Raw genomic sequence first — 12,625 nt, forward strand, 5'->3', positions numbered from 1 at the left:
AAGGCGATGGGCGCTGCGATGCGCCGGATCCAGGCAGGGAACGTGCTGAGCGCGTTCGGGCTCGGGTTCACCGTTCCGTATCTCTATGTGTATGTGGCTCAGGTGCGGGACCTGGGCGCGGGCACGGCCGGTGCCGTGCTCGCCGTCTTCGCCATGGCCGCGCTCGTCGTTCTCCCCTTCACCGGGCGGACCATCGACCGGCGCGGGCCGCTGCCCGTGCTCGTCGTGGCCGCGCTGCTGGCCTCGGCGGGTGCGCTCGCCATGGGGCTGGCCGGGAGTGTGCCCGCCGCCGTCCTTGCCGCCGCGCTGCTGGGCGCGGGTACCGCCGTGATGCAGCCGGCGCTGGCGACGATGATCGTCTGGTGCTCCAGCCCGTCCACCCGGACGCGGGCGTTCGCCATGCAGTTCTTCCTGCAGAACCTGGGGCTGGGCGTCGGTGGTCTGATCGGTGGGCAGATCGTCGACAAGACCCGCCCCGACAGCTTCATCCTGCTGTTCTCGATCGAGGCGGCGATGTTCGTCGTGCTCGCCGTGATCGCCGCGACCGTGCGGATGCCGAAGGCTCCGTCGATCCCCGACGCGATGCCGGAGAACACCGAGGCCAAGGCCCGGGGCGGGCTGCGGTCGCTGCTCGGGCACCGGGCGATGGTCCAGCTGTGCGTACTGGGCTTCGTGCTCTTCTTCGCCTGCTACGGGCAGTTCGAGTCGGGGCTCGCGGCCTACGGCACCGAGGCCGCCGGGATCGACCCCGCGGGGCTCGGCTACGCCCTGGCCGCGAACACCGCGGTCATCGTGCTCGCCCAGTTCCTCGTGCTGCGGTTCGTCGAGCGGCGGCGGCGTTCGCGCGTGATCGCCGCGGTCGGTCTGATCTGGGCCGTCGCATGGGTCATCGCGGGGTACGCGGGCCTCGGGCACGGCAGCCAGACGATGGCGACGGCCGCGTTCATCTCCACGTACGCGCTCTTCGGACTCGGTGAGGCGATGCTCTCGCCGACCGTGGCGCCGCTCGTCGCCGATCTGGCGCCGGAGTCGATGGTCGGGCAGTACAACTCGGCGTTCGCGCTGGTCAAGCAGCTCGCCCTGGCGGTCGGTCCGGCGGTGGGCGGGCCGATGGGCGCCGCGCTCCACGGCCCGTACATCGTGACCTTCGTCCTCTTCTCGCTGGGCATCACCGCGCTGGCCCTGAAGCTGGGCCGGAACCTGACGGCCGTACAGGACCAGCCGGCGCTCGCGTCGAAGTCGCGCATCGTCGCTCGGCACCGGCCCGAGCAGGACAAGGTCGAGGCCACCGCCTAACCGGGCAGCGCGAACTCGCACCACACCGCTTTGCCACCGCCAGGAGTGCGGCGGCTCCCCCAGGACGAGGCGATCGTCGCGACGATGGAGATCCCGCGACCCGCCTCGTCCTCCGTTTCCGCTCGGCGGCGGCGCGGCAGGTGGTCGTCGCCGTCCGTCACCTCGATGATCAGCCGGCGGTCGGTGCGGCGGAGCCGCAGGCGCATGGGTGGCGTGCCGTGCTGGAGCGAGTTCGCGACGAGCTCGCTGGCCGCGAGGACGCCGAGATCACGAAGCTCGCCGGGGAACCTCCAGGAAGCCAGCACTCCTGACGCGAAGGCACGCGCGCGTGGTGCGGCCTCCACTCCGCCGAGCAGTTCGAGGGCGGCGTTGTGGAACAGCTCCGCGTCCGGGCCGGAGCGGGTGGGGTGCTGCAGGACGAGGACCGCGACATCGTCGTCATGCTCCGCGGTCACGCCAAGGGAACGGATCAGCCGGTCGCACACCACCTGGGGGGTGCCGGTCGCGCCGGCCAGCGCGCGCTCCAGCGCGGCGATGCCTTCGTCGATGTCCTCGCCGCGCCGCTCGACCAGACCGTCCGTGTAGAGGACGGCGGTCGAACCGGGCTGGAGCGCGATCGTGCCCGAGGAGTGGAGCCAGCCGCCGGTGCCGAGCGGCGGGCCGGTCGGCTCCTCCGCGGAGTGGACCGTGCCGTCGGCGTCGCGTACGAGGATCGGCAGATGGCCCGCCGACGCGTACACGAGCCGGCCCTCGTTCGGGTCGTGCACCGCGTACACGCAGGTCGCGATCTGGCTGGGGTCGATCTCGGAGGCCAGTCCGTCGAGCAGTTGCAGTACTTCGTGCGGGGGAAGGTCGAGGCGGGCGTAGGCACGGACGGCGGTGCGCAGCTGGCCCATGACGGCGGCGGCGCGCACCCCGCGGCCCATGACGTCGCCGATGACGAGGGCGGTGCGGCCGGCGCCGAGCGTGATCACGTCGTACCAGTCGCCGCCGACCGCGGCGTCCGTGCCTCCCGGGCGGTACTCGGCGGCGATCCGCAGATCGTCCGGCTGCTCCAGCTCCTGCGGGAGCAGTGAGCGCTGGAGGGTGACGGCGGTCTCACGGTGGCGGCGCTCGCTGGCGCGCAGCCGCTCGGCGGCCTCGGCGTGGGCGGTGACGTCGGCGGCGAAGACGAGGATTCCGCTGATGACCTCGCCGGCGTGGCGGGGGTCGGGGGCCTCGGCGGGCAGGCAGGTGACCGTGTACGAACCGCCGCCCTGGATCCGGCGGGACTTCACGGTGCGGGGCTTTCCGCTGCGCAGCACCTGGTCCAGCAGCGGCAGCAGCCCCAGCTCGGCGAACTCGGGGCAGACCTCGGCGGCCGTGGCACCGGCGGGGCGGGCGCCGAACGCCGCCTCGTACGCCTCGTTGACGTAGGACACGCGGTGCTCGGGCCCGTGGACGAGGGCGACCAGCGCGGGCAGCGGGCCGAGCAGCTCCCCTGCCGAGAAGTGCTCCAGCGCGGGCACGGCGGGCACGCCCGGTGTGCCGGATGCGCCCGGCGTACCCGGCGTACCCGGTGTGCCCGGTGTGCCTGGTGCGCCTGCTGTGCCTTGCGGGTCGGTGAGGGCGTCGGTGGCGTCGGCCTCGCGGTCCGGCCGCTGGTCGTACTCACCGCGGGCCGCGGGCACGGAGCCACGGTCCAGCCGCGCTGCGGCGCGACGCTGCGTACCGGGGAGCCGGGCGCTCCAACGCGTGAAGTTCACGGATCTTCAAGCCTCGTGGTGTCGTTGCTGATTGGTGTGCGCGGCTGCGCCCGTGGTGTCTGCGGGGGGTCCGGGGTCGTCCCCGGGTGGAACAGCCAAGCCTCGTGGTGTCGTTGCCGGTCGGGATTGCGCAGGCGGGATCGCCCAGGGACGAATCACTCTGTGCAGGCCGCAGGTCCACCTATCGTCACACGTCCAGTGTGACCGACCGCACTGACAGAGAGGGGACGGTGAGCGATCAGCCCTCTCCGGGATCCGCCTCGGGCGCCGCGCCCGGGGCCTGTCCACGTCGTCTTTCGCGGCCTCTCGGAGGCGGGTCCTCATGGCGGCGCTCCAGCGGCCTGGACGGGACACCGCCCGCGGCGAGTTCGAATTCGGCACGCGGATGTTCCAGCGAGCCGAGCGAGACGATCTCACGCTTGAAGAGTCCGGACAGCATCCACTCGGCCAGGATGCGTGCCTTCCGGTTGAAGGTGGGCATGCGGCTGAGGTGGTACGCGCGGTGCATCAGCCACGCCGGGTAGCCCTTGAGCTTGCGGCCGTACACATGCGCCACGCCCCTGTGCAGACCGAGCGAGGCCACCGATCCGACGTAGGCGTGGACGTACTCCTTGAGGGGCTGCCCGCGCAGCGAGGCGACGATGTTCTCGGCGAGCACCTTCGTCTGGCGGACGGCGTGCTGTGCGTTCGGCGCGCACTCCTTGCCGGCCTCCTTCGCGGTCACGTCCGGCACGGCGGCGGCGTCCCCGGCCGACCAGGCGTGTTCGACTCCCTCGACGGTCAGCTCGGCCGTGCACTTGAGCCTGCCGCGCTCGTTGAGCGGGAGGTCCGTGGCGCAGAGGACGGGCGCGGGCTTGACGCCGGCGGTCCACACGACCGTGCGAGTGGGGAAGCGGGAGCCGTCGCTCAGAACGGCGACGCGGTTCTCACACGAGTCCAGCCGGGTGTCGAGGCGTACGTCGATGTTGCGGGCGCGCAGCTCACGGATGGCGTACCTGCCCATCTCCTCACCCACCTCGGGGAGGATGCGGCCGCTCGCCTCCACGAGGACCCATTTCAGGTCCTCCGGCTTGATGTTGTGGTAGTAGCGCGTCGCGTAGCGGGCCATGTCCTCCAGCTCGCCGAGCGCTTCGACACCGGCGAAGCCTCCGCCCACGAAGACGAAGGTGAGCGCCGCGTCGCGCAGGCCGGGCTCGCGGGTGGAGGAGGCGATGTCCATCTGCTCGATGACGTGGTTGCGCAGGCCGATGGCCTCCTCGACGGACTTGAAGCCGATGCCGTACGTGGCGAGGCCGGGGACCGGGAGGGTGCGGGAGATCGAGCCGGGCGCGATGACCAGCTCGTCGTAGCCGACCTGGACCGCGCCCGCGCCCTCCTCCTCGGTGGCGAGGGTCGCGACGGTCGCGGTGCGTTTGGCGTGGTCGACGGCTCTGACCTCGCCGATGAGGATCCGGCATCTGTTCAGGACGCGACGGAGCGGGACCACCACGTGGCGGGGCGAGATCGCGCCGGCCGCCGCCTCGGGGAGGAAGGGCTGGTAGGTCATGTACGCCTCGGGCGTCACCACGAGGATCTCGATCTCACCGTGCCCCAGCTCGGCCTTCAGCTTCTGCTGGAGACGGAGCGCGGTGTACATCCCCACGTAGCCGCCGCCGACGACGAGAATGCGCGTGCGCGGCGAGGAGCCGGGGGTCGTGTCCCGGGAGTATGCAGCCTTCACCATCCCATGAGGCAACGGTCCCAGGAGTTTGTCCACAGGCCCGGCAAATTGTGTGACCGGAGGTTTTGGCCAGACCTCACCGGGGCCGGTACCTACCGCAGTGGAAGATGCGCAGGTCAGCGAGGATTTGGGGGGTCTTGGGCAGGGGCGGAATCAGGAAGGTTCCGGCCCTTGGTCCGATCGGGGGGCGCACCGTGCGGAACTACCCCTTCTGAATTGACCTCGTCTCAACTATGTTCGTACCCCGTCGGGATGTCGGGCCGGTGACTCGTCTGATTCATCCTGGCTGCCACGACGGGGCGTCTCCGGGGGGAGACAAATCATTACCGGGGGAACACATATGCACATTCAGGATTCGCATTGGCCGGGTGCTGTCGCTTCCGAGGCCGGCGTGAACGGACGTGTGGGTACGGCAGTGACCGGCCGTTCCGCGCCGCTGCGTGTGGACGCGCAGCGCAATCTGGAGCATGTACTGCGCGCTGCGCGCGAGGTGTTCGGCGAGCTCGGTTACGGGGCGCCGATGGAGGACGTGGCGCGCCGGGCCCGGGTGGGTGTCGGCACGGTCTACCGCCGCTTCCCGAGCAAGGACGTGCTGGTACGGCGAATAGCCGAGGAGGAGACGTCCCGGCTGACGGAGCAGGCGCGTACGGCCCTCGGGCAGGAGGAGGAGCCGTGGTCCGCGCTCTCCCGCTTCCTGCGGACGTCGGTCGCGTCGGGTGCGGGACGGCTGCTGCCGCCGCACGTGCTTCGGGTCGGTGTGGACGTGGACGACTCGACGGTCGTCGCGGACGTGGCGCGCGAGGAGACTCGGGACGAGACGCGGGTGCCTCAGCAGCGGCTGGGCGTCGCCGGGCAGAACGGTCTGCGCGTCGTCGCACCGCGTCCGGTGCCCCCGGCGGAGCTGGACGACGCGGGTGCGGGCGAGCTGCTCGAGGTCGTGGGTCGGCTGGTCGAGCGGGCGCGGGAGGCCGGTGAGCTGCGGGTCGATGTCACGGTCGCCGATGTGCTGCTCGTGATAGCCACGGCGGCACCGTCTCTTCCGGACGCGGCGCAGCAGGCCGCGGCCTCGGCCCGGCTGCTGGACATCCTGCTGGAGGGGCTGCGCTCGCGACCGGCGTGACGGTGCGATGGCGTGACGGTGGGACGGCGTGACGGTGCGCATGTGACGTCGTCCGCCTGGCTGCCGTCGGCGTAACGGTGTCCGCGCCGCGCGCTGCACGGCGGCGTCACGGTGTCCGCGCGGTGGCCGGTCGTACGGCACGTTCGGTGTCTGTTGTGCGGGTGAATCGTCGTGCTTGGTTTCGGAAAGGCCTCCCCGGACGGGTGGTTGGGGTACCGGGGAGTCCGGGCCGTCGCCTCGCTGTGGCACTCTTGGCCGATACTTCGGGTCACTGGGTGCGTACGGGGGCTTCCGCGATGAGCGGTGACGGTCGGAACGAGCCAATCGCCGGTGGGGCGGGCGCGGAAACCGGCGGACGTGTGCCGCCGCAGCGGGAGGGCGGTGCGGCGAGCGCCGCCGGCGGTCCGCCGCCGTCCGACGCCGACCTGATCCAGCGGATGCGCGGGGGCGAGGACAGCGCGTACGAGGAGCTGTTCCGCCGCCACTCGGACGCCGTGCGCCGATACGCGCGTACGTGTTGCCGCGATGCCGACACCGCGGACGACCTGACGGCCGAGGTGTTCGCCAGGACGCTCCAGGCGGTACGCGGCGGCGCGGGGCCCGAGCAGGCCGTACGGGCCTATCTGCTGACCACCGTGCGCCGTGTCGCCGCCGCCTGGACGAGTTCCTCCAGGCGGGAGCAACTGGTCGAGGACTTCGCCGTCTTCGCCGACCAGGCCGCCCGCTCGTCCGAGGTACCGGACCAGAGCGCGCTCGATCTGGGCGCCGATGTGCGCGCGATGCACGAGGCCGATCGGTCGATGGCACTTCAGGCCTTCCGCTCGCTGCCCGAGCGCTGGCAGGCGGTGCTGTGGCACACCACCGTCGAGGAGGAGTCGCCCAGCACGGTGGCACCGCTGTTCGGCCTCACCGCCAACGCCACGGCGGTGCTGGCCAGCCGGGCCCGCGAAGGGCTCAAGCAGGCCTATCTGCAGGCCCATGTCAGCTCCGCGCTCACCTCGGGCGGCGACTGCGCGCGGTACGCCGACCGGCTGGGGGCGTACGCCCGGGGCGGCCTGCGGATGCGGGCCGAGCGCGGGCTGCGCAAGCACCTGGAGGAGTGCGCCAAGTGCCGGCTGGCCGCAGGCGAGCTGGAGCAGGTCAACGCCGGTATCCCCGCCCTGCTGCCGGTCGCGGTCATCGGCTGGTTCGCCGGCGGGTACTCGCTCAAGGCCGCCGGGATCGTGGCGGGCGGCGCCGCGGGGGCGGCGGGCGCCGGTGCTGCCGCCGCCACGAGCGGGTCCGGATCCGCCAGTGGCGGTGGTTCCGCCGGGGCCGGGGCCGCGGCCTCGGAGGGCATCGGGGCCCCGGTGAAGGCCGGGATCGCCGCGCTGGTGGCCGTCGCGGTGGCGGCCGGGCTGGTCTTCGCCCTCGCGGGCGACCCGCAGCCGGTGTCGAAGCCGCAGGCGCAGGCGCAGCCGCCGGCCGCGCAGCCCGTCGTACCCGAGCCGCCCGCACCGTCGGCGCCGAAGCCTCCGGCCCCGCCCTCGCCTCCGGCGCCGAAGCCCGAGCCCGAGCCCGAGCGGCCGTCGCCCCGGCCCGAGGAGCCGAAGCTCGAAGCGGCTGCTCCGAAGCCTTCGTCTCCCCCGCCCGCACCGGCGGAGCCGGCGCCCGAACCGCCAGCGCGCAAGCCCGCGCCCAGCACGCCGCCCCCGGCGCCCCCCGCGTCCGTCTACCAGGTCAACCGGCTGGAGTACGGAACGTTCGGCGATCACACCGAGCCCGAGGTGCGGCTGGGTGAGAGCAGCTGGGTCTGGAAGCGCCGGGGCATGTCGATCGACGGCACCCGGTACGGGCACGGGATCTCGGTCCACGCCAGGTCCTCCGTGACCATCGACCTGAACCGCCGGTGCACCTCGTACGACGCGCTGGTCGGCGTCGACGACATGTCGCCGGGCTCGGGCCCGGTGCGGTTCTCCGTGTACGGGGACGGGGTGCGGCTGTGGCAGTCGCCGCCGATGCGCGGCGGTGACGCGGCGGTCCCCGTGCACGTCGTTCTCTCCGGCCAAGAAACGATTCGGCTGGTCGTGGCACCGCAGAGGCCGTCCGCTTCGGTGGCCGTCGCGGACTGGGCGCAGTCCCGGATCAGCTGCGGCTGACGCCCCCGCCGCCAGGAGGACCGGGCTCGGCGGCGGTGGTCGCAGGACCGTCAGCGTCACGAGCGGTCCCGACGCGGCCCCGGACCCGCTACGCCTGCAGTGTCGGCCTTCTCGGAACGCCCGCCGCCACCGCTCGGCGGCGCGGCGCCGCCGTGCCCGTCCAGCAGGTGCCGCGCCGGGCGAGGAGGCGGCGGAGCCACAGTTCCGTGGAGACCAGGTCCGCGAGCCCGTCCAGGGGGACCGGCTCGCCCTCGGAGGCCGCGCGCAGGGCCTTGCGGACGACGCGGGCCTCGACGATGCCCGCGTCCGCGAGCAGGGGGGTGTCGAACAGGTCCAGCAGATGCGGCAGCGACATGCGCAGCCCGGCCCGTGTCGCCGCGCTGGACGCCGTCTGGGACGGTGCGCCCCACCCTGTCGGCAGGTCGTGGATGCCCGCTCCCGCGAGGACCGTGCGCAGGACCGCGGCCCGCGCCCCCGGCTGCACCCGGAGCGCCTCGGGCAGGTCGCGTGCGGCCCGTACGACCTGGTTGTCGAGGAACGGGGCGTGCAGCCGCTGGCTGCGTACCTCCGCCGCCTGCTCCAGCACTCGGTGGTCCGCCGCGTGCCGGGCGAGCGCCGCACGAGCGCGTGCCTCGCCCGGCCGCTGCACCGACGTGGGCCGGGTCGCCGCCTCCTGCAGCCGAACCGATACGTCGGCGAGCGCCTCGCCCGTGAGCCAGCGCGCCGCGGGCCCGGGGCGGGACCAGGACAGGGCGGCCAGGGACGCGCCCAGGGGCCCGTTGACCGCCGGGACGAGGCGGTTCGCCTCGGGCAACCGGGCGGCCGCCGACTCCAGTCCGGTGCGGTAGGGCGTACGGGCGAGCCTGCGCGCGGCCCGGTACACGGTCAGCGGGACGAGGAGCGAGCCCGCGGACGGACCGGACGCACGCGCCAGTGCCGAGACGGGACGGAGCAGGGGCCGGCGCCGACGGTCCATCAGCAGGTCCGCGAGGCGCGCCGGGTGCGCGTCGAGGACCTGGCGGGCGCCGAGCCCGGTGAAGTGGTCGGCGCTGCCGGACACCAGCCGTCTCCGGTTGCGTTCGGCCTCGACGAGCGAGGGGCCGGGCTCGTCGGTCAACGGCCCGTCGAGGTCGGCGTACGGGAGGGCCTCCTCGCCGGCCGCGACGACCACGTGGTGCAGCCGGGGGTTCTCGGCGATCGCCCGGGCCCGTTCCATCTCGGCCTCCCGGCCCTGCGGCACGGCCAGGTCGTTGAAGGTGACGGCCAGCAGTCGCTCGCCGGCGCCCGTGCCGTGGCCGAGTATCGTGCCCGGCACTCCGGGCAGCCCGGCGGCGAGCAGCGCGAGCGTTCCGGAGGCGCTTCCTCCGGACAGGTCGGCGCCGATGCCGGGCGCGGGCGCGCCCCGTGCCGCGCGCCGTTCCGCCGGTCCCATCCCGGGCACGGGTCCCGGATCGGGCGGGAGCGTCTCGGGCGCGTGCCGGGGCGCGGTGAGTCTCGCGCGTACGGCGTCGACGAGCGCGTCCCGCATCCCTTCCATGGCCTGGACCGGGTCGAGTTGGGGCGCGGCGACGGCGAGCGAGGCGACCGGTTCGTACCCGGTGATCTCGCGCGAGCCCTCGCGCAGGATCAGTGCGTGTCCGGGCGGGATCCGTTTGACTCCGGAGTACGGGGTGGAGTCACGCAGTGCCTCGGGCGACTCGGGGCAGGCGAGGAGCGCGGCGAGGTACCCGATGTCGAGCTGGGCCTCGATGAGGTCGGCCAGCGGCAGCGCGGCGGTGGCGTACGCCGTGCCGTTGGCCCAGGGCGTGTAGAAGACGGGCCGTGCGCCGGCGAGGTCGCCCGCGATGGTGATGCGGCGGCCGACCTGGACGACCGCGGTGTAGCTGCCGGGCCAGGCGGTGAGATGCCGCAGCGCGCCACCGCGGGCCGCGAAGAGCCCGACGCGCAGCTCCTCGTCGCTGGCGGCGCAACAGCCCAGTACGGCAAGGCGGGTGTTGGGGTCGACGGTGACGACGCGGACCTCGTCGGGGCGCCAGTCGCCGACGGCCCAGAGCGGATCGGGGTCGCCCCACAGGAGCCGGGCGCCGACGGGGTGGACGGTGCGGCTGTCGTCGTCGGCCGTGGTGGTGGGTGTACGGGATCCGACCGCTCCTGCCGTGCCGAAGCTTGCGGCGATACTGCTCCATCCCACCAGCCACCGCATCGCGCCTCCACAGCCTGTGGACAACTCTCGGCACACCCGGACCCCTGATTCGGCGGACCGGGTGCACCCGATGAGGACATGCTGCCACGACAACGGCGCACAGGAGGGTCTCCGGGTCGCGTGCGCAAAAAGTGAACGCGCCCCTGGCATTGGCCATTTGCCGACGGTCGACGGCACCCGGTGCCACAGGGTGGCCGTGTTGACCGCCACGCGACCGCACAGGGTCGCCGTGCGACCACCGCACCCGGCGCACGAGCCGCACGGCCCCACGCCGCCCCACGCGACCCCACGCCGTCCGGCACGCCCCGGGGCGGGGACCCTCGGGGACAAAACGCCGGGGTAAGGGCGGCATTCGGCCATTTTCTGAGCACCGGGGAACCGAACATACCCCCAGACATCCGGACAGACGCACAGTCCGGGAGGCGCTGTTCGCCTCCCGGACCGGTCCGCCGCCCGCGGGGAATTGAGGCGGCGGTGTCCCCCAGCCCACTGGATCCCTGGCCAGTGGGCCGACCCACGCAGCACTCATGGAAGCGCTCCCGCCGAGGCCGGACGAGAGCGCACGGACAGGCGCACGGCCACACACCCGGAGCACGGTCCCGGCCCCGTCCCTCGCCCGGGCACACAACAATCCCGCCATACGGAACACCGCCTCTTAACGGTCGGGATGCGGCGAACTACCCTGTGTGTCACTGCTGTTCTCCGCGGGGGGTGCATATTCCTGGGGGCTCGGCCACGCGCTCTTGCGTCCGGGTTCCGGGGGGTTGTCCCACTGTGGTGAGGGGCAGAACGAACGCCGGACGCGGAAGCCCGGCGGCCGTCTGTGTGTCGAGGGGTGGCGCATGTCCAGGGAGCAACGCGGGCCGAACGAAAAGCTCGGCACCGTTCTCGCCCTCGCGGGAATCAGCAACGCCGGCCTCGCCCGGCGGGTCAACGACCTCGGGGCGCAGCGCGGTCTGACCCTTCGCTACGACAAGACGTCGGTGGCCCGATGGGTGTCGAAGGGCATGGTGCCGCAGGGCGCCGCGCCGCATCTCATCGCCGCCGCCATCGGGCAGAAGCTGGGCCGCCCCGTGCCGCTGCAGGAGATCGGGCTCGCGGACGCCGACCCGGCGCCCGAGGTCGGGCTCGCCTTCCCGCGCGACGTGGGCGAGGCGGTGAAGGCGGCCACCGAGCTGTACCGGCTGGACCTGGCGGGCAGGCGCGCGGGCGGTGGCGGGATCTGGCAGTCGCTGGCGGGCTCCTTCGCGGTGAGCGCGTACGCGACTCCCGCGTCCCGCTGGCTGATCACCCCCGCCGACTCGTCGGTGGAGCGCGCGGTCGAGAGCACGGCGAGCGCCGAGGGCGCGGGCGAGAGCCCCGAGGACGGCCAGGTGCGAGTGGGCCACAGCGATGTGGCCAAGCTGCGCGAGGCGGCGGAGGACGCCCGGCGCTGGGACTCCAAGTACGGGGGCGGGGACTGGCGTTCGTCGATGGTCCCCGAGTGTTTACGGGTCGACGCGGCGCCGCTGCTGCTCGGTTCGTACTCGGACGAGGTCGGCCGGGCGCTGTTCGGCGCGACCGCGGAGCTGACCCGGCTGGCGGGCTGGATGGCCTTCGACACCGGCCAGCAGGAGGCGGCGCAGCGGTACTACATCCAGGCGCTGCGGCTCGCGCGCGCCGCCGCCGACGTGCCGCTGGGCGGCTATGTCCTGGCGTCGATGTCGCTGCAGGCGACGTACCGGGGCTTCGCCGACGAGGGCGTGGACCTCGCGCAGGCGGCCGTGGAGCGCAACCGCGGGCTGGCGACGGCCCGCACGATGAGCTTCTTCCGGCTGGTGGAGGCACGTGCGCACGCGAAGGCGAGCGACGCGGCGGCGGCCGGGGCGGCGCTGAAGGCCGCGGAGAGCTGGCTGGAGCGGTCCCGGGAGGGTGACGCGGACCCGTCCTGGCTGGGGTTCTACTCGTACGACCGGTTCGCGGCCGACGCCGCCGAGTGCTACCGGGACCTGAAGGCGCCGCGCCAGGTGCGGCGCTTCACGGAGCAGGCGCTCTCGCGGCCGACGGAGGAGTTCGTCCGCTCGCACGGGCTGCGCCTGGTGGTGAGCGCCGTGGCCGAACTGGAGTCGGGAAACCTGGACGCGGCGTGCGCGGCGGGCACCCGGGCGGTGGAGGTCGCGGGCCGGATCTCGTCCGCGCGTACGACGGAGTACGTACGCGATCTGCTGCACCGGCTGGAGCCGTACGGGGACGAGCCACGGGTGGCGGAGCTGCGGGAGCGGGCCAGACCGCTGCTGATGACCCCGGCGTGAGCCGTACCCCGGCCGTACTCCGTCCCGTGATGCGTGTCCCACCTGGTTTAACGCGTTTGTCAGTGGGCCAGTGCATCATCGGGGGTCCCGGGTGCTTTCCCGGGGCAGCACT

General features: G+C 73.3%; 7 protein-coding genes. 4 read left to right on the plus strand and 3 right to left on the minus strand.

The window, feature by feature from the left end; all coding sequences use genetic code 11:
- Positions 1-6 precede the first annotated feature (6 nt).
- Positions 7-1,296, plus strand: a complete 1,290-nt coding sequence (locus tag OG766_RS16470) for an MFS transporter (RefSeq protein WP_328727486.1) — start codon at positions 7-9, stop codon at positions 1,294-1,296.
- On the opposite strand, the gene OG766_RS16475 is transcribed toward OG766_RS16470, so the two are convergent.
- Positions 1,293-3,041, minus strand: coding sequence for an ATP-binding SpoIIE family protein phosphatase (locus OG766_RS16475; protein ID WP_328725659.1), 1,749 nt, complete (start codon positions 3,039-3,041; stop codon positions 1,293-1,295). The genes OG766_RS16470 and OG766_RS16475 overlap by 4 nt on opposite strands.
- Positions 3,042-3,279: 238 nt before the next feature.
- Positions 3,280-4,764, minus strand: a complete 1,485-nt coding sequence (locus OG766_RS16480) for an NAD(P)/FAD-dependent oxidoreductase (RefSeq protein WP_328725660.1) — start codon at positions 4,762-4,764, stop codon at positions 3,280-3,282.
- Between the two features lie 337 nt (positions 4,765-5,101).
- On the opposite strand from OG766_RS16480, the gene OG766_RS16485 reads away from it, so the two are divergent.
- Both OG766_RS16485 and OG766_RS16490 read left to right on the plus strand, forming a co-directional pair.
- The gene (locus OG766_RS16485) at positions 5,102-5,881 is read left to right on the plus strand and encodes a TetR/AcrR family transcriptional regulator (RefSeq protein WP_266379797.1); all 780 of its coding nucleotides are present in this window, start codon (positions 5,102-5,104) and stop codon (positions 5,879-5,881) included.
- Between the two features lie 296 nt (positions 5,882-6,177).
- Entirely contained in the window at positions 6,178-8,019 is a 1,842-nt protein-coding gene (locus tag OG766_RS16490) for a sigma-70 family RNA polymerase sigma factor (RefSeq protein ID WP_328725661.1), read from the plus strand.
- Positions 8,020-8,107: 88 nt separating this feature from the next.
- On the opposite strand, the gene OG766_RS16495 is transcribed toward OG766_RS16490, so the two are convergent.
- On the minus strand, positions 8,108-10,222 hold the full coding sequence (locus OG766_RS16495; protein ID WP_328725662.1) for an asparagine synthase-related protein: 2,115 nt from the start codon (positions 10,220-10,222) through the stop codon (positions 8,108-8,110).
- Positions 10,223-11,064: 842 nt separating this feature from the next.
- Between OG766_RS16495 and OG766_RS16500 the strand changes: the two genes are divergently transcribed.
- Positions 11,065-12,513 carry an MFS transporter gene (locus OG766_RS16500; RefSeq protein ID WP_266379806.1) on the plus strand — a complete coding sequence of 483 codons (1,449 nt, stop codon included), beginning with the start codon at positions 11,065-11,067 and terminating at the stop codon, positions 12,511-12,513.
- The last annotated feature ends 112 nt before the right edge of the window (positions 12,514-12,625 follow it).

This window comes from Streptomyces sp. NBC_00259, from assembly GCF_036181745.1.
Classification (GTDB): domain Bacteria; phylum Actinomycetota; class Actinomycetes; order Streptomycetales; family Streptomycetaceae; genus Streptomyces; species Streptomyces pratisoli.

Excerpts from the sequence above, each read along its gene's own strand:
- OG766_RS16470 (WP_328727486.1), top strand. The coding sequence starts at position 7 with ATGGGCGCTGCGATGCGCCGGATCCAGGCAGGGAACGTGCTGAGCGCG.
- OG766_RS16480 (WP_328725660.1), bottom strand. The coding sequence starts at position 4,764 with ATGGTGAAGGCTGCATACTCCCGGGACACGACCCCCGGCTCCTCGCCG.
- OG766_RS16485 (WP_266379797.1), top strand. The coding sequence starts at position 5,102 with ATGCACATTCAGGATTCGCATTGGCCGGGTGCTGTCGCTTCCGAGGCC.
- OG766_RS16490 (WP_328725661.1), top strand. The coding sequence starts at position 6,178 with ATGAGCGGTGACGGTCGGAACGAGCCAATCGCCGGTGGGGCGGGCGCG.
- OG766_RS16495 (WP_328725662.1), bottom strand. The coding sequence starts at position 10,222 with ATGCGGTGGCTGGTGGGATGGAGCAGTATCGCCGCAAGCTTCGGCACG.
- OG766_RS16500 (WP_266379806.1), top strand. The coding sequence starts at position 11,065 with ATGTCCAGGGAGCAACGCGGGCCGAACGAAAAGCTCGGCACCGTTCTC.